The organism is Pseudomonas alkylphenolica, from assembly GCF_016009175.1.
Classification (GTDB): domain Bacteria; phylum Pseudomonadota; class Gammaproteobacteria; order Pseudomonadales; family Pseudomonadaceae; genus Aquipseudomonas; species Aquipseudomonas alkylphenolica_B.
The window spans coordinates 1-23345 of record NZ_JADUCM010000013.1 but is presented as its reverse complement, the minus strand read 5'-3'; the positions used below and the strand labels follow the sequence as shown (position 1 = coordinate 23345).

Here is a 23345-nt window from a genome sequence, read left to right as displayed (position 1 = left end):
ATTGCCCATGAGCAGTCTGACCGTCTACCACCAGTCCACTGCGGACATTCCGAACAAGGTGCTTACCCACCTTGAGGACATTGCCGCGACCCTGGCCGAGCAGGGCGTACGCTTCGAGCGCTGGGAGGCCAGTGTGCCCCTGCAGCCGGGTGCGAGTGAGCAGGAGATCATTGCAGCTTACCGGCAGGACCTCGACAGGCTGATGGCTGAAAAGGGCTACAGCCAGGTCGATGTGAGCCGCGAGGCGGATGCAAGTTTGCACGACGAGCACACCTGCACAGAAGACCTGCTGCGCTTTTTCGCGGCAGGGCGCGGGCTGTTCAGCCTGCGCATCGAGGATTACGTGTACGCCGTGTTGTGCGAGAAGGGCGACATGATCAGTGTGCCGGCAGGCACGCGGCTGTGGGTCGATATGGGTGATGACCCGCGTTTTGTCGCTCTTCGGGTGTTCAATACAGTTGAGGGGCAAGCGGCCAGGTTTACCGGTGACAAGGTTGCAGAGTCATTCCCGCGGCTCGACGACTGACCGAAAGTGGGAGCTGGCGAAGCCTGCGATGGCTGCGCTGCAGTGCCATTATTTGCGACCGCTTCGCGCTCGATCGCAGGCTACGCCAGCTCCCACAGGTGATAGCGGGTTTACCTTAGCGATAAGTCGGCAGCGCAAACCGCTGCTGGCTCTGCAGCCGTGATATCACCGGCAGTTCACTGGCTTGTTCGGCCAGGTCGCGGCGCAGGGCACTGATCGCCCAGGTCAGTTGCTCAGCACTGTGCAGTTGGTTGTAGGAAATCGACCGTCTGGTCACTTTGCCGTCTGCAGCACGCAAGGTCAGCAAAATGCCGCCATCGGGGCGCGCCTGGGTGGTGACGGCGTAGGCGGAGAATACCGAGGCGAATTTTTCCTGGATGAGGTCCATATCAGCTCCTGACTGTGAGTGGCAGACATGGAGTGAAGGGTGCAGCGACTGTGCCAGGCTGTGCAGTTAATTTAAATTGTTTAAAAACAACGACTTAGGTAATTATTTTGTAAGCTGGACCGTGCATTGTGCATGGCCGTGCAATTTGCATCGTGCATTTTGCACAGCGCTGCGGCCAATAGATTTCTTATGTCGTGGCGATCGCTTATCCACAATTGACCGCATCGGCTTACTGACCAAGACTTGAGGCTTTCCACTAGCCAGGAGGTTCCCCATGTCCGACCAACGTAGCCCCGTGAGCATGAGCGACGACGAAGCCGCCGCCTTCGCAGAGGAAGTGTTCGACCGGGCGCGCCAGGGCGATGCGGTTATGCTCGGGCGCTTGCTGGACAAGGGCCTGCCCGCCAATCTGCGCAACCACAAGGGTGACACCTTGCTCATGCTCGCGGCCTATCACGGGCATGTAGAGGCCGTGCAGACCCTGCTGGAAAAGGGCGCTGATGCGCTGATCGCCAATGACAATGGTCAGCTGCCGTTAGCGGGCGCAGCCTTCAAAGGCGACCTGGCGATGGTACAAGTACTGATTGAACACGGCGTGCCGGTGGATGCCAGCGCCGTTGACGGGCGTACTGCCCTGATGATGGCCGCCATGTTCAACCGCACCGCCATCGTCGATTACCTGCTCGCCAAGGGCGCCGATCCGCGCCAGCAGGATGCCAAGGGCATGAACGCCCTTGATGCTGCCCATGCGATGGGCGCCAGCGACACGGCTGTGCAACTGCAAGCGCTGCGCGGTTAACCCAAAGGGGCCTTTTGCGGCTATCCTTGGCGACTTTTTTACCGTCGCAGGGCCCCTTCATGAAATCCCAACTGGTCGAACTCATCGGCAAAATCAGCGCTGGCTGCATGCGCGAAGACGACATCGAGCGCATCGCCGACGAAGCCGCCCAGGCCGCTGCCGACCCGCAGGCCTTTCTCGCCGCCAACCCGGATATCAACTACGACGACAGCTTCCCGATCCCTTTGTGGGAGTGGATCGTCGTTGGCAGCCTGCCCGACACCGTGCTGTTCCAGGCCGATACTTATCAGGACCTGTTCGCCCAGATCGTCGACTCTTTCGACAAGAGCGTGGCCTTTACTCTCAAGCCCAAACAACTGGCCAAGGTTGAGCCACTGACCGCGCTTAACCGTATCCAGGTGCAGATGGGCGCGATGAACAAAGAGGCGGGGGGCTATGTGCTGATGAACTTCAGCCAGTTGCTCGATGACGAACTGCAGGTGGTATTGGTCGGCAACAACGACCTCGAGCGTGTGCTGGCGCTGTCTGCCGAGGTCGGTATTGCCGCAGCGCCGTCACTGGAAGCGCTGCGGGTTGCTGTGCACGTTTAACCGAGGGCGGTATCGAGGAACATCATGACTGCAAAGCCACCCATCAAGCCCAGGGTGGCCGAGGTTTGATGGCCGTTGCGGTGGGTTTCCGGGATCACCTCGTGGGACACCACAAAGATCATCGCCCCGGCAGCCAGGCCCATGCTCACCGGGTAGGCGATGGCAAAGCCGGTGGAGATGCCCAGGCCGATCACTGCCCCGATCGGCTCCATCAAGCCCGAGCCAATCGCAACCAGCGCCGCTTTCAAGGCGGATAGACCGGTAGCGCGCAATGCCAGCGCCACTGCCAAGCCTTCGGGAATGTCCTGGATGGCGATGGCACTGGCCAACGGCAAGCCGACATTGAGGTCGCCATTGGCGAAGCTGACGCCGATGGCCATGCCTTCAGGCAGGTTGTGCAGGGTGATGGCCAACACGAACAACCACACCCGGTTGATCCGGTCCGCCTGGGGGCCGCAAGGCCCGGTGCTTTCGTGTTCGTGCGGGGTGAAACGGTCGAGACCGAGCATCAGCAGCACGCCCAGGCCCATGCCGACCACCACCGTCAGTGCAGCGAACGGGCCGTTTCCGGTAATTTCGCGGGCGGCATCCAGCCCCGGCAGAATCAATGAAAACGAACTGGCGGCAAGCATCATCCCGGCCGCGAAGCCGAGCATCACGTCCTGGCTGCGTGCGCTGACCTCGCGCAACAGCACCGCCATGATTGCCCCCAACGCGGTGGCGCAAAAGCCGGCCAGCCCCCCGAGCATGGCCAAGTGCAGGTTTTCCTGGTGGTCACCATTCACCGCATTCCAGGCGCTGGCGATCAACAGTCCGCATACAGCCAGCAGGCTCAAGGCCAGGCCAGCACTGAGCCAGGGCGTGGATTGCGCCTGTTGCAGCCAGGCACTGCGTAACGACACGGGCACTGGGCTGCTGGAGCTTTCGGCGCTGGGCATGATCATCTCTTTCTATAGCAGTGGATGCCTCGAGTGTAACCAGTGCATTGCCGGCCCGGCCAACGATTCACCTCTATCAGCGCCATAGGCAACTATCCTTTGGGCACACTGCATACGAGGGAAACACCATGGGTTCTACATTTAACGGCCTGGTGGGCCTGATCATCCTGGCGCTGGACATCTGGGCGATCATCAATGTGCTTAAAAGTGGCGCGAGCGTTGGCATCAAGATCGTCTGGATTCTGTTGATCCTGCTGCTGCCGGTACTCGGCTTGATCATCTGGGCCATCGCCGGCCCGCGAGGGAACGTACGGATGTAGGGGAGGGCTCAGAGCAACCACGAGCCTTCAAGCTCCAGCAACAGTTGCTTGCGCTCCACCCCGCCGGCATACCCGGTCAGCGTGCCATTGCTGCCGATTACCCGGTGGCAGGGCACGATGATCGCGATCGGGTTGGCGCCGTTGGCGGTGCCGACGGCCCGAACGGCGCGGGGGCGGCCGATTTCGTGGGCCAGATCACCGTAGCTGCAGGTGGTGCCGTAGGGGATGCGTTGCAAGGCTTGCCAGACTTCGTGCTGAAACGGCGTGCCCTGGGCCGCCAGTTTCACCTGGAACTGCTCGCGCTTGCCGGCAAAATACTCCTCCAGCTGGCGCGCCACTTCATCCAGCCGATTGCCGGCCGGTTGCCAGGCATCTGGCAATGCCCACGGCTGCGCAGCGTCCATGTGCAGCAGGTGCAGGCCCTGTTCATCGCCGGCCAGCAGCAGCGGGCCGAGCGGGCTGGGCAAATAGCGGTAATACATGGAGCTAGACCTGGACGGAAAATGAACGCTAACGATACCGCCACAGGTGCTCGGTCGACGATGGAATTGTTTCTTGCTGCTACAGCACGGCGGTGAGGCGACCCCTCTAAACGAAATTTTCACATTCGATTATGGAAAATCCGCGCGCGCAATTATTCGTTCGCAGAATGGCCGTGCATTACCCTCGGGTTTAGTGCACATTTGCCGACTCGATTTTTCCGCCTTCTTGAACCTGCATTCTAGGGATCTTCCAACCCATGGCTAACACGGACGCCTTGAGTGATCAGCGGGCTGCGTCGCGCCCGCTGCAACCAACGCTAAAATCGCACCTGGCCTACACCTTCTTGTGTGGCCTGGTGATCATGCTGATGCTCAGCCTGGTGCGCCTGGCGTTGCTGGTCTACAACAGCGACATGATCGGCGAGACGCCGATGTCGACCGTGGCCGAGGGTTTCCTCAATGGCCTGCGCTTCGACCTGCGCGTTGTTGTCTACCTGAGCATTCCACTGCTGCTGGCGACCCTCAGCGCCCGCGCAATGGCAGCTCGCGGCCTGTTCCGGGTGTGGTTGACCCTGGCCTCCAGCGTGGTGATGTTCCTCGGCCTGATGGAGATGGACTTCTACCGCGAGTTCCACCAGCGCCTCAACGGCCTGGTGTTCCAGTACGTCAAGGAAGACCCCAAGACTGTACTGAGCATGCTCTGGTACGGCTTCCCGGTGGTGCGCTACCTGCTGGCGTGGGTTGTCGGCACCTGGTTGCTGAGCCTGATTTTCAAAGGCATTGACCGCCTGACCCGCCCACGCGGCGCCTACCAGAACCAGACGGCCGGCACCCGCGCCGTGGCCCCGTGGTACGTGCGTGGCGTGGTGTTCTTCATGATCCTGCTGGTGGCCGTGGTTGCCGCCCGTGGCACCCTGCGTCAGGGCCCGCCGATGCGTTGGGGCGATGCCTTTACCACCGACTCGAACTTCGTCAACCAGTTGGGCCTCAACGGCACGCTGACCTTGATCGATGCTGCCAAGAGCCGTTTTGGTGAAGACCGCGCCAACATCTGGAAGTCGACCATCGAGCAAACGTTGGCGACCCAGACCGTGCGCGACATGCTGCTGACCGACAACGACAAACTGGTCGATGCCGACAGCGCCGCCGTGCGCCGTGATTTCACTCCGCCGGCCGCCAATACCCTGCCGATCAAGAACGTCGTGGTGATCCTGATGGAGAGCTTCGCCGGTCACTCGGTAGGTGCGCTGGGCAGCCCGAACAACATCACCCCGTACTTCGACAAGCTGGCCAAAGAAGGTCTGCTGTTCGACCGTTTCTTCTCCAATGGCACCCATACCCACCAGGGCATGTTCGCCACCATGGCCTGCTTCCCGAACCTGCCGGGCTTCGAATACCTGATGCAGACGCCGGAAGGCGGCCACAAGCTGTCTGGCCTGCCAGCGCTGCTCAGCGCCCGCGACTATGACGATGTCTACGTCTACAACGGCGACTTTGCCTGGGACAACCAGTCGGGCTTCTTCGGCAACCAGGGCATGACCACCTTCATTGGCCGCAATGACTTCGTCAACCCGGTGTTCTCCGATCCGACCTGGGGCGTGTCTGACCAGGACATGTTCGACCGCGGCGCCGAAGAGCTGGCCAAGAACTACGGCAAGAAGCCGTTCTATGCCCTGCTGCAGACCCTCTCCAACCACACCCCGTATGCCTTGCCTGCCAACCTGCCGGTTGAGCCGGTCACCGGCCAGGGCCGCCTGGACCAGCACCTGACGGCGATGCGCTACTCCGACTGGGCGTTGGGGCAGTTCTTCGAGAAGGCGCGTAAAGAGCCGTACTTCAAGGAAACCCTGTTCGTAATCGTTGGCGACCATGGTTTTGGCAACCATGAGCAGGTCACCGAACTCGACCTCGGTCGTTTCAACGTGCCACTGTTGCTGATCGCCCCGGGGATCCAGGAGAAGTTCGGTGCGGTGAGCCATACCGTAGGCACCCAGATCGACATCGTACCGACCATCATGGGCCGCCTGGGCGGCGAAACCCGTCACCAGTGCTGGGGGCGTGACCTGCTCAACCTGCCGGCTGGCGACCAGGGCTTTGGCATGATCAAGCCGTCGGGCAGTGAGCAAATTGTTGGTCTGGTCAAGGGAGATCGCATCCTGATCGAGTCCAAGGACATGTCGCCACGCATGTACCGCTACGAGCTGGGCGCCAAGTTCAAGGCCGAGCTGATCGAAAGCCCGGACCAGACCGAGCTGACCCACAAGCTTGAGTCGTTTATCCAGACCGCGACCAAGAGCTTGCTGGATAACACCGCAGGCGTTGTCCACGGCACGCCGAAGTAAGCACAGCGCGGCATTACGCTGAACCGCTCAAAAAGAGGCCTTCGGGCCTCTTTTTTTATGTGCACGCCGGTGGCTGTACTGAACATCGCTCCGGCCGTGTGGTCAACGGGAAGTAGGGCCGATCGACCCTGAGCATCCGTACAAAGGAGAGTCCAATGAAAGCGTGGGTCATTACCTTTGTTGATCAGAAAGGCGAGTGCACGTCGCTGCCCTACAGCGGCGATCAAATGCCCAGTATCGAAGAGGCTGCACGGCGCATTCGCGCGCACTTGTATCCGGTCATGGACGAACTGGATCTCACCGACTACCAGGACCGCGCCTCCATGCCGACGGCCAAATGGCTGAAGGAACAGAGTGGCGTGGAAATCACCGCCATCACCGAGGCGCCTTGAGCCTGCCTATTGGCGCGCCGGGCAACTAGGCGCTACGCTGCAATCGAGGTCGGTCGGTTTTTTCCGAACGCCCGGTCTTGTCGATCCACGTCATGCATCAGCTCGAATTGCCCCCGCACGCTCTGTGTGGCGGGCAGGTGCGTTTTGCACTGAAAGTCTATCCATCGGTAATGAGGAGGACGATTCATGAGCAGCCAATACGAGGATATCAGCAGCACTGTGCTGCGCCAGATGAAAGAGGGCGGCTTCAACTTTGCCCAGATTCATCCCATTGAGTTCTACGCGGTTTTCCCCGATGAGGCACGGGCACGACGGGCAGCAGGGCAGTTTCGCGGGGAATCACTCAGTGCCCAGGTGCATGAGCGCGATGATGGCGCCTGGAATCTGGAACTGAGCAAGGTGATGTACGCCACCTACGGCGGCATCGGAGAGTTCGAGCAGGATTTTGAAGCAGTGATTGCCCCGTTGGGCGGAGAAATCGAAGGCTGGGGCGTGAAACACGAGCGCCAGTCGGCCTGAGTGCTGCAACACAGGCCAACGCTTCGCAATGAAGCGTTGGCCACTCGCCAGCTTGAAGCATTGCACACATCTGGTGCGATCGTTCTTTTTGCTAAATACAACCTGTTGAAATTAAAGGAATTATGCCGCTGGCACGAGGCTTGCGAAGGCTCGGGTGCACGGGTGACAAGGAGTTCGGCATGATCCGCACCTTTTATGACGAGATGTACAGCGCAGACGGCCAGGTCCGTCCGCATTACCGGGAGTTTGCCCGCTGGTTGGCCGACACCCCGCCGGAGTTGCTGGCCCAGCGTCGGCGCGAAGCCGATCTGCTGTTTCATCGCGCCGGTATCACCTTCACCCTGTATGGCGACGAGCAGGGCACTGAACGCCTGATCCCGTTCGACACCATTCCGCGCAGCATCCCGGCCAGTGAATGGCGAATGGTCGAGCGCGGGTGTATTCAGCGGGTCAAGGCGCTGAACCTGTTTCTGGCCGACCTCTACCATGAGCAACGGATTATTCGCGCCGGGATCATTCCGGCCGAACAGGTGCTGGCCAACGAGCAGTATCAACTGGCAATGCAGGGGCTGGACCTGCACCGCGATATCTATTCGCATGTGTCCGGTGTTGACCTGGTGCGTGACGGCGATGGCAGCTACTACGTGCTTGAAGACAACCTGCGCACGCCCAGTGGTGTCAGCTACATGCTCGAAGACCGCAAGATGATGATGCGCCTGTTCCCGGAGCTGTTCGCCGCCCAGCGTATTGCGCCGATCGATCATTATCCCAACCTGTTGCTCGACACCCTGAAAAGCTCCAGCCCCCTGGATGACCCCAGTGTTGTGGTGCTGACCCCGGGTCGCTTCAACAGTGCCTTCTTTGAACATGCCTTCCTGGCGCGAGAAATGGGCGTCGAGCTGGTCGAAGGGGCGGACCTGTTCGTGCGTGACGAGCGGGTATTCATGCGTACCACAGGCGGCCCGAAGCCCGTGGATGTGATCTACCGTCGCCTGGACGATGCTTTTCTCGATCCATTGGCCTTCAACCCCGAGTCCATGCTCGGGGTGCCCGGGCTGCTGTCAGCTTACCGCTGTGGCAACGTCGTGCTGGCCAATGCCATCGGCACCGGGGTCGCCGACGACAAGTCGATCTACCCCTATGTCACCGACATGATCCGCTTTTACCTGGATGAGGAGCCGATCCTCAAGAATGTGCCGACCTGGCAGTGCCGCAAACCGGAAGAGCTTTCGCATGTGCTGGCTCACCTGCCAGAACTGGTGGTCAAGGAAACCCAGGGTTCGGGCGGCTACGGCATGCTGGTGGGCCCGGCCGCGACCCGTGCCGAAATCGAAGCCTTTGCTGCCCGGATCAAGGCCCGCCCTGCCGCGTATATCGCCCAGCCGACCCTGTGCCTGTCGACATGCCCGACCTTCGTGGAAAACGGCATTGCCCCGCGCCATATCGATTTGCGCCCCTTTGTGCTGTCCGGGCGGGAAACCCGGGTAGTGCCCGGCGGCCTTACCCGGGTGGCGCTGCGCGAAGGTTCGCTGGTGGTCAACTCGTCCCAGGGCGGCGGTACCAAGGACACCTGGGTGGTCGAGGATTAAGCCATGTTGAGTAGAACAGCCTCAGATTTGTACTGGATGTCGCGTTATCTGGAGCGTGCGGAAAACCTCGCGCGGATGCTGGATGTGAGTTACTCGCTGTCGTTGATGCCTCAGGATGGTCGCGGTGATGGCCTGGATGAAATGGCCATGCCGCTGTTGATCACTGGCACCCTGGATGACTACCTGGAGCGTCACGGCCAGTTGCATGCCGAGCGCTTGCTGCACTTTTTTGCCCTGGACCCGGAAAACCCGGCGAGCATCTACAGCTGCCTGGGTGCGGCGCGGGCCAGTGCCCATGCGGTGCGTGGGCGGATTACCGCCGACATGTGGGAAAACATCAATGCCACCTGGCTGGAAATCCGTGGCATTGCCGAGCAGGGCCTGGGCCGTTACGGCATGAGCCGCTTTTGTGAATGGATCAAAGAGCGTTCGCACCTGTTCCGTGGTGCCACCTACGGCACCATCATGCGCAACGATGCCTTCCGTTTCATCCGCCTGGGTACCTTTATAGAACGCGCCGACAACACGCTGCGCCTGCTCGATGCACGCTACGAGATGCTCGGCGAGGAGGCCGAGGCCGTGAGTGACAGTTCGGCCCGTGGCTATTACCAGTGGAGTGCCTTGTTGCGGGCGTTGTCCTCGTTCGAGGCCTACACCGAGATCTACCGTGATGCCCCCGCCGCCCGGCATGTCGCCGAGCTGCTGTTGCTGCGGGCCGACGTACCGCGCTCGCTGCGTGCCTGCACCGAAGAGATCGACCAGATTCTCGCCAGCCTGCCAGGCGCCAACGGCCGGGCTGCACAGCGCCTGGCCGCTGAAGTGGATGCGCGGCTGCGTTACACGGCCATCGACGAAATCCTTGCCGAAGGCCTGCACCCCTGGCTGACCCACTACATCCCGTTGGTGCGCCAGTTGGGCAACGCCATCCACAGTGCTTACCTGGAGGCCGTATGAGACTGACCATTAGCCATGAAACTGCCTACCACTACGAAGACCAGGTGCGCGCCAGTATCCAGTACTTGCGCCTGACGCCCCATGACAGTGAGCGTCAGCAGATACTGGCCTGGCAACTGGAGCTGCCGCGACCGGCGCGGGCGCAGCTGGACCCGTTCGGCAATATCTTGCATGTGTTGAGCCTGGAGGAGCCGCATTCGGACCTGGTCATTGCTGCCCGTGGCTTGGTAGAAATCGACGAAACCCGCGAAGCTGAACACGAGGCGCAGTCGCCACTGCCATTCTTGCGGTTTACCCGCCTGACCGAAGCCGATGAGGCCTTGCGCGCGTTCGCCAGCGAGCAATGCCGCCAGCGTCGCGACCGTTCTGCGCTGATTGAACTGATGAACGCCCTCAACCAGCGCATGGCCTACAAGCCCGGCAGCACGGCGGTCGACACCAGTGCTGCGCAGGCCTTTGCCGGCGCGGCAGGCGTCTGTCAGGACCATACACACGCCTTCCTGGCCTGCGCACGCAGCCTGGGGGTGCCGGCGCGCTATGTGTCGGGGTACCTGTTCGACAACCAAAGCCAGCAGATGGCCAGTCATGCCTGGGCTGAAGCCTGGCTCGACGATGCCTGGTACAGCTTCGATGTGACCAATCAACTGGCCCGGCCCGAGCGCCACCTCAAGCTGGCCGTTGGCCTGGACTACCTGGATGCCTGCCCGGTGCGGGGTATGCGTCGTGGCGGCGGTTTCGAACAGATGCATGCCAAAGTCCTGGTATTGCCGAGCGTGACCGCCCAGCAACAATGAGGCTCAAGGCTGTTTGCGCGTGGCCATGTGCCCGAGGTAGGCGAGCAGGGCATCCAGTTCCGGGTCGCTGAGCACCGCACTGCTGAACCCGGGCATTTTCGCCTGTGGCCATTGCCGCAGGCTTTGCGGGTCACGGATCAAGCGGCGCAGAAAGGCAGGCTGGAAGTACTCGGTGGGGTTGTACGGCAGGTTCAGGTCGGGGCCGAACTGCGCATCGCCCGCACCATTGAGCCGGTGACAGGCCAGGCAGTTTTTCTCGAACAGGGCAAAGCCCCGCCTGACCGGGTCATCGCCGGGCAGTGTCGCGGCGGGCAGCAGCGCCGGGAAGCGTTCGGCGACCGGGGGCAAGCGGCGGATGCTGGCCACCTGGAACGGCCATTGTTCCGGGCTGATGCGACCGGCCTGTGGGTTTGTCCAGACCAGATAGAAGGGACCTGCGCTGGGTTTGCCGTTACCCAGGGGCGGCCAGGGCTTGTCCGGGTCCTCGATGGCCAGCCAGGCTTGTGCAGGGCCACTGGCGAGCAGCGGCGCAGCCGGCATCTCGGCGGCAAAACCATCTTCGGCGACCGCCTGCAGGTGATCACCGGGCTTGATCCCGACCAGCAGTGCGGCCAACGGCACCGCCCGGTAGTGCATGGTTTTCTTGTAGGAGACATCGTCGTCAATGCGGATATCCCGCGCTGCCGGATGGCTGAGCAGTTCGGCGCTTTGCCAATTGCGGCTGGTATTGCCCAGCTCCAGGGTCAATTGCGCCGCGTGCAGCGACGGACACAGCAGCGATAACAGCAGGATGAGGTAAGGGCGCACAGGCAATCTCCAGCAGTTCAAGGCTGGCAGATTACCTGCGCAGGGCCGAAGCGGACCATAGGGTTATTCAGGCAGACAGCCGCTAGCCGAACAGCCGTGAAAGATTCGGCAGGATCAACAGCAGTGTCGTGGCAAAGAGAATGAGCCCGGCTTGACGTACTTTGGATTGTTTGAACATGGCTGACCGCCTTCTTGTTGTTATTCCTGAGTGCCTTATGGCTTCCTTGTCGTCGATCCGGCAAACATGGGTAACGCGGTTTGACGTCCAGACGTGAACCTTTACGAATTGATATACAGCTAACCTTAGGGTCAATGTCAGCGTTGTTTTAGAACGCTTTCATCTTTGGATATTACAAAATGTGTATTTTCGCTATGAGGCCTTGTGCCATCAGCTAAATTTTTCCCTTGCTAGACACCTGTGCACCCGTTGATGAAGGCAGTTGTGCCATTGACCGTTCGTCAGTGCATCCTACTTGCTTGCAAGCCTTATTCGGGGCAGGCTCTAGGGGGCAATCCCGCCTTTGTCGTTCAGGACTATTTTTATGTCGTTACGCATCTGCATCCTGGAAACCGACGTCCTGCGACCCGAGCTGATCGGGCAGTATCAGGGCTACGGACGGATGTTCGAGCAGCTGTTCGCCAGTCAACCCATCGCCGCGCAATTCGACGTGTATAACGTGATGAATGGCGAGTACCCCGATGATGACAAAAAATTCGACGCCTACCTTGTAACCGGCAGCAAAGCCGACTCTTTTGGCACCGATCCGTGGATCGAGACGCTCAAGGCGTTTTTGCTCGACCGCTACAACCGTGGCGACAAGTTGCTGGGTGTGTGCTTCGGCCATCAGGTGCTGGCGCTGGTACTTGGCGGCAAGACTGAACGTTCGTCACAAGGGTGGGGCGTGGGCATCCATCGCTACCAGCTGGCCGCCAAGGCGCCGTGGATGGACCCGACCGTGTCCGAGCTGACCCTGCTGATCAGCCACCAGGACCAGGTCACGGCATTGCCCGAAAACGCCACGGTGATCGCTTCCAGCGATTTCTGCCCGTATGCCGCCTACCACATCGCCGACCAGGTGCTGTGCTTCCAGGGCCACCCCGAGTTCGTCCACGACTATTCCCGGGCACTGCTGGAGCTGCGTCAGCAGAGCCTTGGCCAGGAGGTCTACCAGAAGGCCGTGGCCAGCCTGGTCGAAGAACACCAGGGCGGCATGGTCGGTGAGTGGATGATGCGCTTTGTCGCGCAGCAACCTGAAGCTAAAGCCATCCGGAGCGCTTGAAGCTGGCGAACAGCGCCGTGCAGCCGAGCACAATGCCGCCGAGCACGGCGAAGTAGCCGTAATGCCAGCTCAGCTCCGGCATGTTCTGAAAGTTCATGCCGTAGATGCCGGCAATCGCCGTGGGGAACGCCAGAATCGCCGCCCAGGCGGCGAACTTGCGCTGCACGATGCTCTGGCGTGACGACTCCAGCAGCATGCCGATCTCGATGGTCTGGCTGGCGATGTCACGGATCCCGGCCAGGTCTTCCATCTGCCGGGTGACGTGAATCTGCACATCACGAAAGTACGGGCGCATGTTCTTGTCGATAAACGGGAAGGTCAGGCGCTGCAGTTCTTCGCTGACCTCGACCATCGGCGCCACGTAGCGGCGCAGGCGCAGGATGTCGCGGCGCAGGCTGTGCAGGCGGCGGATGTCGTCTTCCTGCAGCGAGCTGCTCAGCACCGTCTGTTCCAGCTCTTCGATCTCGCCATGAATGGCTTCGCCGATGGGCTGGTAGTTTTCCGTGACGAAGTCGAGCAGGGCGTACAGCACGAAATCTTCGCCGTGTTCCAGCAACAGTGGCCGCGCTTCGCAGCGCTGGCGCACCAGGGCGTAGGACTTGGAGTGGCCATTGCGGCAGGTGATGATGTAGCCGTTGCCGGCAAAGATGTGGGTTTCGATGAACTCCAGCTTGCCTTCATGGCGCACCGGCGAGTAAGTCACGATGAACAGCGCGTCGCCGAAGGTTTCCAGCTTCGGCCGGCTGTGCTTTTCCAGGGCGTCTTCGATGGCCAGTTCATGCAGGTTGAACTGGCGCTGAAGGTTGGCCAGCTCCTGGGCGTTGGGTTCTTCCAGGCCGATCCAGACAAAATGCCCGGGTTTACTGGCCCACTGGCTGCCTTCATCGATATTGATATTGGTGACTTTTCTGCCGGCGCTGTACACCGCCGCTGCAACAACTCGTCCCATGGTGGTTCGCTTCTTCTGATTACCGTGCCAACAGCTTGGGCTGACACACGGCATTCGGCAACCTTCAGGCCTGTTGCAGTTCTGCCTCCATCAGGTCGATGCAGCGCTGCATCTGCGCCTGGCACTGCGCAGCCAGGGCGGGCACGTCCTGTTGGGTCAGGCCGCTGGTGGCAATCGGCGGCAGCGAGCGGATGATGACCTTGCTGCGTCGCCAGCTGTTCAGGCGCATGCGCCCGGTATAGCGGCTGACACACACTGGCACGATCGGCACACCGGCCTCGACTGCCATGTGAAAGGCGCCTTTCTTGAATGGCACCAGTTGCTCGCCGGCGTTGCGTGTACCTTCGGGGAACACCCAGATCGACGTGTCGTCTTCGCACAGGGTGCGCGTGGTGGTCTGCATCGCGCGGCGCGCCTGGTAGGCGTTGCCACGGTCAATCAGCACATTGCCGCTAAGCCAGAACAGCTGACCGAACAGGGGCACCCACTTGAGGCTCTTTTTGCCGATGCACACGGTGCGCGGAGGCACCACGTGGCCGAGCACGAACAGGTCGTGGTTGGATTGATGGTTGGCAACGATCACGCAGCCCGGCGGCTGGTCGAACAGCGGGCCGACTTCGGCCTTGATATCCATACGCATCAGCCAGGTTGCCGGCAGCCCGTAAAGACGCGCACAAATACGGCTGTTGTCGGGGTTGAAGGGGCGGCACAGGCCGACCAGTACACCGAGAACACCGACCACAACAAAGTGCAGCCCCAACAGGAGCATGCGGATTAGGAAAAGCATCGTACGACTCACACCAGGCAAACGCGGCGCAGTGTACGGGTGTGCACTTGTGCGGGCAAACGCTCAATGCAGTTGTAACAGCCTGATTGCGTAAATAATCGCAATCAGGCCTTGGTAGGGGTCAGCCCAGGTGTTCCTGGTCGCGAATGATCGCGTCGTCGAGGGTCTCGAGCAGGGCTTTGCGCACCTTGAGTTTGGTGTGCTTGTGCGCGTTCATGTTGATCTTCTTCAACTGCCGGGCGGCACTCAGGGCGGCTTCCTGCAATTGCTCGAGCGGCACGACCTTGTCGAGGAAACCGGCGTCTACGGCGCTGACCGGGTCGAACATCTCGGCGTTGATCACCGAACGGTGGAAGGCCGAGCGACGCAGACGGTCACGGGCCAGTTCGATACCGGCGTGGTGCATGGTCATGCCGATCTGCACTTCGTTCAGGCCGATGCTGAACGGCCCTTCGACACCGATGCGGTAGTCGGCCGACAGCAGCAGGAATGCACCTTTGGCCACGGCATGGCCCGGGCAGGCGACAATGATCGGGAAGGGGTGCGAGAGCATGCGCCGGGCCAGGGTCGAGCCGGCGGTGACCAGGCTGACGGCTTCTTTCGGGCCTGCGGTCATCACTTTAAGGTCATAGCCACCGGAAAGGATGCCCGGCTGGCCGGTGATGATCACCACCGCACGGTCCTGCACCGCTTGATCGAGCGCGGCATTGAAGGCCGCAATCACGTCTGGGGAGATGGCGTTGACCTTGCCGTTGTTCAGGGTCAGGGTCGCGATGCCGTCTTCAAGGTGGTAGGAAATCAGCTCACTCATGACAGGGTTCCTAAAAGGGGAGTGCAGCAGACGTTACTCAGCCCGGCCAGCGAGGTAAAGCGCTGTGACTGACTGATCAGTCAGCCCTTGGCCGCTTTGCCGTGCAATGTGGGGGTGGGTGATTACCGGCTGCCGAAGCACTCCAGAGATTGGCGGCTATGCCCTGTAGCCCGGGGCTTTTTGGCGGATTGGCTTAAGCGCATGAAAATTCTGAAAAAAACCTTTGCCATCAGAACCTGTTTCGACTACATTAGCGCGCCTCGACAGGCTGAACAGCTTGAAGAGAAACGGTGAAGTGTCCGAGTGGCTGAAGGAGCACGCCTGGAAAGTGTGTATACAGGAAACTGTATCAAGGGTTCGAATCCCTTCTTCACCGCCACATTTAGAAAAGCCCCTGATCTGCGAAGATCAGGGGCTTTTTGTTTTGGGCTGGTTTTTGCGTTGGCACGCGCAGCCCGTAGGAGCTGGCTTGCCAGCGATTCAGGCGGCGGGGATTATCGCCAGCAAGCCGGCTCCTACAGGACAGCAGGAGCCGGAAAACGGGCTTAGAAATTTAGCGATGCCGATACCCGCGCTGTCCTCGGGGCACCCTGGAACAGATACGCATCGCCCAGGTATTCCCCGGCATCACGCCAGTAGCGTTTGTCGAAGACGTTATCCACCATCAGCCGCAGCGTTGTGTCGTAGCCGCCGATGGTTGTGCTGTAGCGGCTGCCCAGGTCAAACACGGCATAGCTGCCCACCTCCACCGTGCCGGCCTGATTGGCGTATTTGCTCGCGCTGTAGCGTGCGCCGCCGAGCAGGGCCAGGCCATTTATCGGCAGGCTGTAGTCGGCCTGGATGGCCGCGCGAAAATTCGGCACGTTGATCGCCTGATGATCTTCATAGTCGGCCGTACCACTGTGTTTCACCCGCGCGCGTATGGCCGCCGCGCTAGCATTGACCTGCAGGCGCTCGGTAAGCCAGCCGCTGGCGCCCAGTTCCAGGCCGATGTTTTTCTGCTGGCCTTGCTGCACGTAGGTAAAGCCGCCAACACCGTCTGGTTGCGAATACTGATAGGCCTGGCGCAATTGAAACAGCGCCGCGCTCAGGCTCAGACGCTGCCAGTCACGCTTGATCCCGACTTCCAGTTGATGGGAGAGCGTCGGCGCCAGGATCTCGGCAGCATTGCCGGTGAACCAGGGCGCCGTACCGCCCGAGGAAATACCCTTGCTGTAGCTGGTGTACAGGGAAATATCCGTGCGCGGTTTGTAGATCAAGGCGGCGTTGGGCAGCAGTTGATAATCGCGGGTATGGCGGCCGGGTGTGCCCTGTTCATCGAAGGTCTTTTCGTCCAGGCGTACCAGGCGTGCGCCGAGCACGGTCTGCCAGTGTTCGTTGAAACTGATGCGGTCGCTGGCGAATACGCCGTACTGACGGCTGTCCAGGCGGCGGGTGCTGTGGCCGACGCTTTTGTCGGAAGGCTCCAGGCCCGGTGCTGGCTGGTAGATGTTGCCGCTGCCAATCCATTCATTGAAGTAAGGGCGTTGATCCAGCGTGCGACGCTGCGCACTGGTGCCCAGGGTCAGTTCATGACCCAGGCCCAGGGCATCGAAATGGCCATTGAGCGCCGCCTGTGCTTCGTCGGTACGGCGGGTGTCGTCGGGGCTGCGGTAGTCATAGATGTCGTAGTCACCCGCCTGGCTGAAGTAGGCGCCTTCGCTTGAGCCCCAGGCGAAGGCGCTGTAATCGTCGATGATCACTTTGCTGCGCGACGCACTGAGCGTGCCGGTCCAGGTGTCGTCGAAGCGGTATTCGAAGCGCCCGCCGAGGTTCAGCGAGTCGATGGTCACAGGCTTTGCCCACGGCTGGTAAGCCAGGCGGTCATGCGGGTCTATGCCGTGGGGCAGGCTGTTGCCACCGAGCAATTGATAGCCCGGTACCGAGCGCTGCTCGCGTTGCTGGTATTCGGCATCCAGTTGCAGCACCGCGTCCGGGTTGATCTGCCAGTCGAAGGCCAGGGCGGCGAAGTCGCGCTTGCCGTCGGCGTGGTCGACGTAAGAGCGGATGTCTTCGTGCGCAAGGTTGGCGCGCAGGCCGAACTGGCGTTCGCTGCCGAACCAGCCGCCGAGGTCGGTGGCGATGTAACGCTCGCCTTGTTCATTGCTCGAAACCGTAACCGAACGGACTTCCTCCGGGCGCTTGGTCACGTAGTTGATCAACCCGCCGGGTTCGGCAACGCCGCTCTGCAACCCGGACAGGCCCTTGAGCAGTTCAACTTGCTGCTTGTTCTCCAGCGCAACGTTCTGCTCGCCGGCAATGGTCTGGCCGTTGATCTTGTAACTGCTGGCGGCATTGAGTTCAAAGCCGCGCACGTTGAAGTTTTCGTAATAGCCGATGGGGGCGTAGCTTTCGCCTACCGAGGCATCGCTTTGCAACACTTCGCTAAGTTTGCGCACTTGCCGGTCGGTCAGCAGTTGATTGCTGAACACCGCCACCGATGCGGGTGTGTCGAGCAAGGGGGCAGGCGCAAACCCTGCCACAGACGTGTCCTGTACCTGATAGCCCTCGGTGTAGACCTGCGATACGTTGACCGGCGCCAGGGTGATACTGTTCTCGGCAAGGCTGTGCGGGGCGGGCAAGGCCAGGCTCAAGCCAAGCAGGCTCAAGGGGAGGCGCGGGCGGGGCAGGGTCATGCAAAGCTCCTTGAAAGCATGCAGCAGACACACCGTCAGCGATGGGGCGCTGGTCCGGGGCGGTCGTCCAGTAAAGTGCGGAGGGCGGAAGCTTGCCGGCGTTGCGCCAGGCAAGAGGGCGCGCATAGTAGCAGGGGCGGCCGGTTCACGGTGCCCCTGTAACTACCTGCATGGATTCAAAGCATGAAGCGAATCAGCGCCGTGCCGGCTCAGCGATTGGCGGCAGGCAGTGCATGGCGGCGCCACTGGCCGTTGAGCCTGGTCCAGGTTTTGCTGTCGGTGATTGCCATCAGCTTGCGGCCGTCTTCGAAGGTGGCCAGGAAGGTGATTTCTTCCTCTTTGCCGCCAAGCCACAACCCGGCGATCAGGCCGACCGGCCCGGCCACCAGAGCACCGGCCACACCCCAGCCCAAAGTGCTGCCAAGGCTGCGATAGGATTCCTGGTTGGCGACGATCAGTTCACTGATGCGCGAGAGTGCGATTTTTTCCCCAGGGGAGGGGCTTCGGGCGGTCTTGAGGATAAGCGATCCGTTGCGATACTCGGCTTCACCTTGCAAGAAATCACCGGACTGAACCTTGAGTCTTGTCATAGCGTCATCCAGGTTGAAAGGGGCGTTGTCCATCCGCAACTGAAGGCCAGGTACCGTTACAAGTCAATTGTCGGGCGACGGAGGGTCAGGCCGTACGCGCACGTACGCTGCGCTGGCGCTCGGCCAGTCCCCAGACCAGCAGCGCCAGGCTGCCGATTGCAAAGCCGGCGATGACGATGCCGTGCCAACCATACGTTTGAAACAACTGGGTGCCGAGCAGTGATCCCAGCGCGCCACCGATGAAGTAGCAGGTGATGTAGCCGGCGTTCAGACGATTGCGTGCTTCCGGGCGCAGGGCGATCACCGCGTTCTGGTTGCTCACATGCACCAGCTGTACGGCCAGGTCCAGCAGCAGCACGCCAATCAACAGTGCCACCAGCGACGACTGCGCAAAGCCCAGTGGTACCCACGACAACAGCAGCGCCAGCAACCCGACGGTGGTGCCCATGGCGCTCCTGCCGCGATCGGCCAGGCGACCGGCCCAGTTGGCCGACAGCGCGCCCGCGGCACCCGCCAGGCCGAACAGGCCGATGATCGCGTCTGAGTACTGGTAGGGCTCAGCGGCCAGAAGGAATGCCAGCGGTGTCCAGAACAAGGCGAACAAACAGAATGACAGCAAGCCGAGCAGTGAGCGCAGGCGCAATACCGGCTCATCCACGAACAGGCGAAACACCGAGCCGATCAACGCCGGATAACGCAGCCCGGCATGTTGATGACGCTCTGGCAGGGCGCGTGCCAGGGCAATGGCACACACCGCCATCAGTGCGGCCGCCAGCAGGTAAATGCTGCGCCAGCCGCCCAGCTCGGCCATGAAACCGGCTGCAGTGCGCGCCAGCAGGATACCCAGCAGCAGCCCGCTCATCAGTGTGCCGACTACCCGCCCGCGCTGGCCCGGGTCGCTCAGGCCGGCGGCCATGGGCACCAGAATCTGCGCCACCACCGAGAACAGCCCGGTCAGGGTAGTGCCCAGCAACAACCAATGCAGGCTGGGTGAAAAGGCACTTATCAACAGGCCCAGGGTGCTGATGCCGATCATGCTGACGATCAACCGGCGTTGCTCGAACAGGTCACCCAGTGGTGCCAGCAGCAACAGGCCGGCGCCATAGCTGAGCTGCGCGGCAATCACGATGGCCCCGGCGCTGGCAGTGTTCAGGCCGAAATGTTCAGCGATGCTGTGCAGCAGCGGCTGGGCGTAATAGTTGCTGGCCACGGCCAGACCCGTGGCAGTGGCCATCAGCAGGATCAGGCCGCGGCTTAAGGGTGAAGTGGAGGAGGTCATGGGCCGTCTCGATCAGGGGCAGTTGAAAGTAGCAGTATCGGAAATGCGCTAGTATGACGCCAATGTATCGTTTTCATTTTATCCATCTTGAAAATAGATCAATCCATGAACCTCAAACAGATCGAATACGCTCTGGCCGTGGCAGAAGCCGGCAGTTTTACCCGGGCTGCCGAGCGCTGCCATGTGGTGCAGTCGGCGTTGAGTCACCAGATTGCCAAGCTGGAAGAGACGCTCGGTGCCAGCCTGTTCGAGCGTAGCTCGCGACGGGTACGCCTGACGCCTGCAGGGGAAGCTTTCGTACAGAGTGCCGTGCCGGCGCTGGAAGCCACCCGGCGTATTGCCGACGACGTAGCCGCTGCGTGTGGCGTGGTGCGTGGTCAATTGTCCATCGGTGAGATTACTTCGCTGACCGAACTGGATCTGGTTGATCTTTTGGCTGGGTTTCATCACCAGCACCCGCAGGTGGACATTCGCTGGACGATGGCCAAAAGCGAGCTGCTGATCGCCGACGTGCGTGAGCGACGGCTGGACGTGGGCTTTATTGGTGTGTGGCCGGGGGAACAACTGGCAGGCGTCGATTACCGCCTGCTCGCCGAAGAAGAGCTGGTGGCGGTATTGCCGCCCGACCACCCGCTGACCCGGGTTGACGCGTTGACACTGGCGCACCTGGAGGGCCAGCCGTTGGTGGACTTTCCCGCCGGCACTGGCGCCCGTCGCCAAACCGATGAAGCCTTTGCTGCTGCCGGAGTACACCACCGCGTACAGTTCGAGGTAAGCAACATCCGCCTGGTGGAAAAATTCGTCCAGCGCGCGCTGGCAGTGGGGCTGGTACCCGCGCGCATTGCCAGCAGCTTCAGCGCGGTGGCCACGGCGACCCTGCGTGATGCGCCGCGGCGGCACCTCTACGTCATCTGGTCGAAGAGCCCGACGCCGGCGGCCAAGGCGTTTGTTCGCATGATCGAACAGCACCTGGCCAGCCGGGACGGAGGCTGAGGGCCTCAGGCCGCGAAGCCACCGTCGATGGTCAGGCTGGCGCCGGTTATATAGGCGGCTTCCGGGCTGGCCAGGTAGGCGACAAAGCCGGCGATTTCTTCCACTTCGCCATAGCGTCCTACCGCCATGTAGCCCATCAGGCTTTCGGCGAAATCACCCTTGGCCGGGTTCATTTCGGTGTCCACCGGGCCCGGCTGCACATTATTGATGGTGATACCCAGGGGGCCGAGGTCCCGCGCCAGGCCGCGGGTCAGGCCCACCAGTGCCGACTTGCTCATGGCATACGGGCCGCCACCGGCGAAGGGCATGCGCTCGGCGTTGGTGCTGCCGATGTTGATGATGCGCCCACCTTGGCCCATGTGCCGGGCGGCCGCCTGGCTTGCGACGAACACCGAACGCACGTTAACGGCCAGGGTACGGTCGAAGTCGTCGAGGTCGAACTCAAGCAACGGCGCGACGGCCAGAACTCCGGCGTTGTTGACCAGAATGTCCAGGCCTCCGAAGGCCTCGACGGTGCGTTGCACGGCGCCTTGTACCGCCTTGGCATCGGCGCTGTCGGCCTTGATCGCCAGGGCTTTGCCGCCGCTTTCGACGATGCTGTTCTGCAGCGCCTGGGCCTGCTCGGTGGCGTTGGCATAGGTGAACGCGACCTGCGCGCCTTCAGCGGCCAGGCGTTTGACGATGGCGGCGCCGATACCGCGTGATCCACCCTGGACCAAGGCTACTTTGCCGGTGAGGCGGGTTTGAGTCGACATGATGTGCTCCCGAAAGATCAAGGCTGAATGCCCTGGATGAGGCTCAGTATCGATGGCCGATTACCCTCTGAGTAGCCGGTAATCGCTATAGTCTGTGTAAACCATCAGTTGGGAATCGGACCTGTGGAAACCTTCAGCAGTATCGAATGCTTTGTGCGCAGTGCCGAAGTCGGCAGCTTTGCCGAGGCCGCCCGGCGCCTGAGCCTGACGCCTGCGGCGGTGGGCAAGAACGTCGCCGGCCTGGAGGCACGCCTGGGCGTAAGACTGTTCCAGCGTAGCACCCGCCGGCTGACCCTGACGGAGGCCGGCCAGCGCTTTCTCGATGAGGTGGCGGGCAGCTTTCAGACCATCCAGCATGCATTGGCCAACCTCGCCAGTGCCCAGGGGCAGCCGGCCGGCACCTTGAAGGTGAGTATGGGCACGGTGTTCGGGCGCTTGTACATCGTGCCGCTACTGGCCGAGTTTCTGCAGCGGTACCCGGCGATCGTTCCGGATTGGCATTTTGATAACCGCCAGGTCGATCTGATTGGTCAGGGCTTCGATGCGGCCATCGGCGGCGGTTTCGAGCTGCCGCAAGGGGTAGTCGCGCGCAAACTCACCCCGGCGCACCGGGTGCTGGTGGCCGCACCGCGGTTTTTGGCGCGTCACCCGCTGATCGGCACGCCGGCAGACCTGCAGGAAATAGACGGGATTTTGATCCGTTCGCCCCAGACCGGGCGTGTGCGTGCCTGGCCGCTGACCCACCGTGATCAGTCGCAAAGCCCGCTGAGTTTGCGGGTGCGCATGACCATGAGCGATTCGGAGGCGGCGTGTGCAGCGGCAGAGCAGGGCCTGGGGGTGGCCTTGGTGAGCCTGCCGTTCGCCGTGCCCTATTTGCAGGCCGGCAGCCTGGTGCGGGTGCTGCCGGACTGGTACGTGGATGACGGCAATATTTCGTTGTACTACGCCGAGCACAAACTGATGCCGGGCAAAACGCGGGCCTTCGTTGATTTCATCATCGAACAGTTTGCCCGGCAGGGTTTGGCGCAGCGGTTCAGTGCGGTGTGATGCAGCGGGTCTAATCCACGTAGATCCGTTGCTCGATGCCATCGAGCAAGGCATCGATCAGGCCGCTGGCCAGTTCAAGTGAGTGCTGGGTGGACCAGGCAAACTCCCTTCCGGCTTGTGAGGTGTGTTGCACCGCCTCAGCAGCAGTGGCGCGTGCGCATTTGAGGTAGAGCAAGGCATGCACCAGTGCGTCTTCGGCACTGACGCCGGCACGTACATTGAACAAGGGCGGGTGTTCGGGGCAACTGATGACAGGGGTTTCGCTGGTTTGAACGAGGTAGAGTTCTGGTGGATCGGGGACGATTTTTTTCATGGTCAGCTCCGAGTGCAGGAAAGGGGCTGCCACGCATTTGTCGCCAAACATAGGGTGGCAGCTGTACGCAGGTTGGCGAACCGGAACACTCGGAAACCCGGCAGGGTCGAAACCCTCCCGCGCACAGCCGCCATAACAGAATGGCCACGTCAAAACGAGTGCTTGCCGGATCGCCAAATCCGCCCACTGAAAAATCCAGTGAACGAACGAGCCTAAAGTGCAGGCTTTCCCCGGGCAAGCTACTGAGGTCGACAGACCGCGTAGGATAGGTCGTAGGACCTAACGATGGCTAGTAGCACGGGCTGCTGTGCAGCCCATCGCCGGCGTCGCCGGCTCCCACAATGAATGTGGAGCCACGCTCCGGTAGGGGCAACTGGCTTTGGGCGGGGGGGTATACACCAGGGGCGCGGGCCGCGGAAAGAGGGG

25 protein-coding genes and 1 tRNA gene are annotated in these 23345 nt (G+C 61.4%); 14 read left to right on the top strand and 12 right to left on the bottom strand.

The window, feature by feature from the left end:
* Window positions 1–7: 7 nt before the first annotated feature.
* On the top strand, window positions 8–526 hold the full coding sequence (locus I5S59_RS13395; RefSeq protein ID WP_197877038.1) for a 1,2-dihydroxy-3-keto-5-methylthiopentene dioxygenase: 519 nt from the start codon (window positions 8–10) through the stop codon (window positions 524–526).
* 115 nt (window positions 527–641) lie between these two features.
* Here I5S59_RS13395 and I5S59_RS13390 read toward each other — a convergent pair whose 3' ends face one another.
* Entirely contained in the window at window positions 642–914 is a 273-nt protein-coding gene (locus tag I5S59_RS13390) for a DUF3509 domain-containing protein (RefSeq protein ID WP_197877037.1), read from the bottom strand.
* A 274-nt stretch (window positions 915–1188) separates the two neighbouring features.
* Between I5S59_RS13390 and I5S59_RS13385 the strand changes: the two genes are divergently transcribed.
* Together I5S59_RS13385 and I5S59_RS13380 are read left to right on the top strand one after the other, a co-directional pair.
* Window positions 1189–1713, top strand: coding sequence for an ankyrin repeat domain-containing protein (locus tag I5S59_RS13385; protein ID WP_197877036.1), 525 nt, complete (start codon window positions 1189–1191; stop codon window positions 1711–1713).
* A gap of 59 nt (window positions 1714–1772) precedes the next feature.
* Entirely contained in the window at window positions 1773–2303 is a 531-nt protein-coding gene (locus I5S59_RS13380) for a hypothetical protein (RefSeq protein ID WP_197877035.1), read from the top strand.
* On the opposite strand, the gene I5S59_RS13375 is transcribed toward I5S59_RS13380, so the two are convergent.
* Entirely contained in the window at window positions 2300–3241 is a 942-nt protein-coding gene (locus tag I5S59_RS13375) for a ZIP family metal transporter (RefSeq protein WP_197877034.1), read from the bottom strand. The genes I5S59_RS13380 and I5S59_RS13375 overlap by 4 nt on opposite strands.
* Before the next feature lie 128 nt (window positions 3242–3369).
* Between I5S59_RS13375 and I5S59_RS13370 the strand changes: the two genes are divergently transcribed.
* On the top strand, window positions 3370–3561 hold the full coding sequence (locus I5S59_RS13370) for a PLDc N-terminal domain-containing protein (RefSeq protein ID WP_128325947.1): 192 nt from the start codon (window positions 3370–3372) through the stop codon (window positions 3559–3561).
* Window positions 3562–3569: 8 nt separating this feature from the next.
* Here I5S59_RS13370 and I5S59_RS13365 read toward each other — a convergent pair whose 3' ends face one another.
* Entirely contained in the window at window positions 3570–4043 is a 474-nt protein-coding gene (locus tag I5S59_RS13365; RefSeq protein WP_197877033.1) for a methylated-DNA--[protein]-cysteine S-methyltransferase, read from the bottom strand.
* Window positions 4044–4300: 257 nt separating this feature from the next.
* Between I5S59_RS13365 and I5S59_RS13360 the strand changes: the two genes are divergently transcribed.
* The 6 genes from I5S59_RS13360 to I5S59_RS13335 all read left to right on the top strand — a co-directional run bounded on the left by I5S59_RS13360 (window position 4301) and on the right by I5S59_RS13335 (window position 10633).
* The gene (locus I5S59_RS13360; RefSeq protein WP_197877032.1) at window positions 4301–6385 is read left to right on the top strand and encodes an LTA synthase family protein; all 2085 of its coding nucleotides are present in this window, start codon (window positions 4301–4303) and stop codon (window positions 6383–6385) included.
* Between the two features lie 155 nt (window positions 6386–6540).
* Window positions 6541–6777 carry a hypothetical protein gene (locus I5S59_RS13355; RefSeq protein ID WP_128325950.1) on the top strand — a complete coding sequence of 79 codons (237 nt, stop codon included), beginning with the start codon at window positions 6541–6543 and terminating at the stop codon, window positions 6775–6777.
* Between the two features lie 186 nt (window positions 6778–6963).
* Complete coding sequence (locus I5S59_RS13350; protein WP_197877031.1) at window positions 6964–7296, top strand: ribonuclease E inhibitor RraB; 333 nt, start codon at window positions 6964–6966, stop codon at window positions 7294–7296.
* A 179-nt stretch (window positions 7297–7475) separates the two neighbouring features.
* Window positions 7476–8885, top strand: a complete 1410-nt coding sequence (locus I5S59_RS13345) for a circularly permuted type 2 ATP-grasp protein (protein ID WP_197877030.1) — start codon at window positions 7476–7478, stop codon at window positions 8883–8885.
* Between the two features lie 3 nt (window positions 8886–8888).
* On the top strand, window positions 8889–9839 hold the full coding sequence (locus tag I5S59_RS13340; protein ID WP_128325953.1) for an alpha-E domain-containing protein: 951 nt from the start codon (window positions 8889–8891) through the stop codon (window positions 9837–9839).
* Complete coding sequence (locus I5S59_RS13335) at window positions 9836–10633, top strand: transglutaminase family protein (RefSeq protein WP_197877029.1); 798 nt, start codon at window positions 9836–9838, stop codon at window positions 10631–10633. Before I5S59_RS13340 ends, I5S59_RS13335 begins: the two co-directional genes overlap by 4 nt.
* A 3-nt stretch (window positions 10634–10636) precedes the next feature.
* Here I5S59_RS13335 and I5S59_RS13330 read toward each other — a convergent pair whose 3' ends face one another.
* Window positions 10637–11440, bottom strand: coding sequence for a cytochrome c (locus I5S59_RS13330; protein ID WP_197877028.1), 804 nt, complete (start codon window positions 11438–11440; stop codon window positions 10637–10639).
* Between the two features lie 542 nt (window positions 11441–11982).
* Here I5S59_RS13330 and I5S59_RS13325 point away from each other — a divergent pair.
* On the top strand, window positions 11983–12720 hold the full coding sequence (locus tag I5S59_RS13325) for an amidotransferase (protein ID WP_197877027.1): 738 nt from the start codon (window positions 11983–11985) through the stop codon (window positions 12718–12720).
* Here I5S59_RS13325 and I5S59_RS13320 read toward each other — a convergent pair.
* The 3 genes from I5S59_RS13320 to I5S59_RS13310 form a co-directional block, all read right to left on the bottom strand.
* Complete coding sequence (locus I5S59_RS13320) at window positions 12698–13669, bottom strand: magnesium and cobalt transport protein CorA (RefSeq protein WP_128325957.1); 972 nt, start codon at window positions 13667–13669, stop codon at window positions 12698–12700. The two genes, I5S59_RS13325 and I5S59_RS13320, sit on opposite strands and share 23 nt — an antisense overlap.
* Before the next feature lie 64 nt (window positions 13670–13733).
* On the bottom strand, window positions 13734–14456 hold the full coding sequence (locus tag I5S59_RS13315; RefSeq protein ID WP_128325958.1) for a lysophospholipid acyltransferase family protein: 723 nt from the start codon (window positions 14454–14456) through the stop codon (window positions 13734–13736).
* A 121-nt stretch (window positions 14457–14577) separates the two neighbouring features.
* Window positions 14578–15267, bottom strand: a complete 690-nt coding sequence (locus I5S59_RS13310; protein ID WP_197877026.1) for a crotonase/enoyl-CoA hydratase family protein — start codon at window positions 15265–15267, stop codon at window positions 14578–14580.
* A 289-nt stretch (window positions 15268–15556) separates the two neighbouring features.
* On the opposite strand from I5S59_RS13310, the gene I5S59_RS13305 reads away from it, so the two are divergent.
* Window positions 15557–15646 (top strand) — tRNA-Ser (locus I5S59_RS13305).
* 166 nt (window positions 15647–15812) lie between these two features.
* Here the strand turns inward: I5S59_RS13305 and I5S59_RS13300 are convergent.
* From I5S59_RS13300 to I5S59_RS13290, 3 genes are all read right to left on the bottom strand, one after another.
* Window positions 15813–17942: a TonB-dependent siderophore receptor gene (locus I5S59_RS13300; protein ID WP_197877025.1), complete on the bottom strand. Its 2130-nt coding sequence runs from the start codon at window positions 17940–17942 to the stop codon at window positions 15813–15815.
* 209 nt (window positions 17943–18151) lie between these two features.
* Window positions 18152–18532, bottom strand: coding sequence for a hypothetical protein (locus I5S59_RS13295; RefSeq protein WP_197877024.1), 381 nt, complete (start codon window positions 18530–18532; stop codon window positions 18152–18154).
* 85 nt (window positions 18533–18617) lie between these two features.
* The gene (locus tag I5S59_RS13290; protein WP_197877023.1) at window positions 18618–19811 is read right to left on the bottom strand and encodes an MFS transporter; all 1194 of its coding nucleotides are present in this window, start codon (window positions 19809–19811) and stop codon (window positions 18618–18620) included.
* A 105-nt stretch (window positions 19812–19916) separates the two neighbouring features.
* On the opposite strand from I5S59_RS13290, the gene I5S59_RS13285 reads away from it, so the two are divergent.
* Window positions 19917–20804, top strand: a complete 888-nt coding sequence (locus I5S59_RS13285) for a LysR family transcriptional regulator (RefSeq protein ID WP_197877022.1) — start codon at window positions 19917–19919, stop codon at window positions 20802–20804.
* 5 nt (window positions 20805–20809) lie between these two features.
* On the opposite strand, the gene I5S59_RS13280 is transcribed toward I5S59_RS13285, so the two are convergent.
* On the bottom strand, window positions 20810–21559 hold the full coding sequence (locus I5S59_RS13280) for a 3-oxoacyl-ACP reductase family protein (RefSeq protein WP_197877021.1): 750 nt from the start codon (window positions 21557–21559) through the stop codon (window positions 20810–20812).
* Window positions 21560–21682: 123 nt separating this feature from the next.
* Between I5S59_RS13280 and I5S59_RS13275 the strand changes: the two genes are divergently transcribed.
* Window positions 21683–22606, top strand: coding sequence for a LysR family transcriptional regulator (locus I5S59_RS13275; protein ID WP_197877020.1), 924 nt, complete (start codon window positions 21683–21685; stop codon window positions 22604–22606).
* Window positions 22607–22616: 10 nt separating this feature from the next.
* On the opposite strand, the gene I5S59_RS13270 is transcribed toward I5S59_RS13275, so the two are convergent.
* Window positions 22617–22919 carry a DUF6124 family protein gene (locus I5S59_RS13270; protein ID WP_197877019.1) on the bottom strand — a complete coding sequence of 101 codons (303 nt, stop codon included), beginning with the start codon at window positions 22917–22919 and terminating at the stop codon, window positions 22617–22619.
* Window positions 22920–23345 lie beyond the last annotated feature (426 nt).

Excerpts from the sequence above, each read along its gene's own strand:
- I5S59_RS13320 (WP_128325957.1), bottom strand. The coding sequence starts at position 13,669 with ATGGGACGAGTTGTTGCAGCGGCGGTGTACAGCGCCGGCAGAAAAGTC.
- I5S59_RS13280 (WP_197877021.1), bottom strand. The coding sequence starts at position 21,559 with ATGTCGACTCAAACCCGCCTCACCGGCAAAGTAGCCTTGGTCCAGGGT.
- I5S59_RS13345 (WP_197877030.1), top strand. The coding sequence starts at position 7,476 with ATGATCCGCACCTTTTATGACGAGATGTACAGCGCAGACGGCCAGGTC.
- I5S59_RS13385 (WP_197877036.1), top strand. The coding sequence starts at position 1,189 with ATGTCCGACCAACGTAGCCCCGTGAGCATGAGCGACGACGAAGCCGCC.
- I5S59_RS13290 (WP_197877023.1), bottom strand. The coding sequence starts at position 19,811 with ATGACCTCCTCCACTTCACCCTTAAGCCGCGGCCTGATCCTGCTGATG.
- I5S59_RS13335 (WP_197877029.1), top strand. The coding sequence starts at position 9,836 with ATGAGACTGACCATTAGCCATGAAACTGCCTACCACTACGAAGACCAG.
- I5S59_RS13395 (WP_197877038.1), top strand. The coding sequence starts at position 8 with ATGAGCAGTCTGACCGTCTACCACCAGTCCACTGCGGACATTCCGAAC.
- I5S59_RS13310 (WP_197877026.1), bottom strand. The coding sequence starts at position 15,267 with ATGAGTGAGCTGATTTCCTACCACCTTGAAGACGGCATCGCGACCCTG.
- I5S59_RS13285 (WP_197877022.1), top strand. The coding sequence starts at position 19,917 with ATGAACCTCAAACAGATCGAATACGCTCTGGCCGTGGCAGAAGCCGGC.
- I5S59_RS13350 (WP_197877031.1), top strand. The coding sequence starts at position 6,964 with ATGAGCAGCCAATACGAGGATATCAGCAGCACTGTGCTGCGCCAGATG.
- I5S59_RS13365 (WP_197877033.1), bottom strand. The coding sequence starts at position 4,043 with ATGTATTACCGCTATTTGCCCAGCCCGCTCGGCCCGCTGCTGCTGGCC.
- I5S59_RS13375 (WP_197877034.1), bottom strand. The coding sequence starts at position 3,241 with ATGCCCAGCGCCGAAAGCTCCAGCAGCCCAGTGCCCGTGTCGTTACGC.
- I5S59_RS13380 (WP_197877035.1), top strand. The coding sequence starts at position 1,773 with ATGAAATCCCAACTGGTCGAACTCATCGGCAAAATCAGCGCTGGCTGC.
- I5S59_RS13300 (WP_197877025.1), bottom strand. The coding sequence starts at position 17,942 with ATGACCCTGCCCCGCCCGCGCCTCCCCTTGAGCCTGCTTGGCTTGAGC.
- I5S59_RS13370 (WP_128325947.1), top strand. The coding sequence starts at position 3,370 with ATGGGTTCTACATTTAACGGCCTGGTGGGCCTGATCATCCTGGCGCTG.
- I5S59_RS13340 (WP_128325953.1), top strand. The coding sequence starts at position 8,889 with ATGTTGAGTAGAACAGCCTCAGATTTGTACTGGATGTCGCGTTATCTG.
- I5S59_RS13315 (WP_128325958.1), bottom strand. The coding sequence starts at position 14,456 with ATGCTTTTCCTAATCCGCATGCTCCTGTTGGGGCTGCACTTTGTTGTG.
- I5S59_RS13270 (WP_197877019.1), bottom strand. The coding sequence starts at position 22,919 with ATGAAAAAAATCGTCCCCGATCCACCAGAACTCTACCTCGTTCAAACC.
- I5S59_RS13295 (WP_197877024.1), bottom strand. The coding sequence starts at position 18,532 with ATGACAAGACTCAAGGTTCAGTCCGGTGATTTCTTGCAAGGTGAAGCC.
- I5S59_RS13390 (WP_197877037.1), bottom strand. The coding sequence starts at position 914 with ATGGACCTCATCCAGGAAAAATTCGCCTCGGTATTCTCCGCCTACGCC.
- I5S59_RS13360 (WP_197877032.1), top strand. The coding sequence starts at position 4,301 with ATGGCTAACACGGACGCCTTGAGTGATCAGCGGGCTGCGTCGCGCCCG.
- I5S59_RS13325 (WP_197877027.1), top strand. The coding sequence starts at position 11,983 with ATGTCGTTACGCATCTGCATCCTGGAAACCGACGTCCTGCGACCCGAG.
- I5S59_RS13355 (WP_128325950.1), top strand. The coding sequence starts at position 6,541 with ATGAAAGCGTGGGTCATTACCTTTGTTGATCAGAAAGGCGAGTGCACG.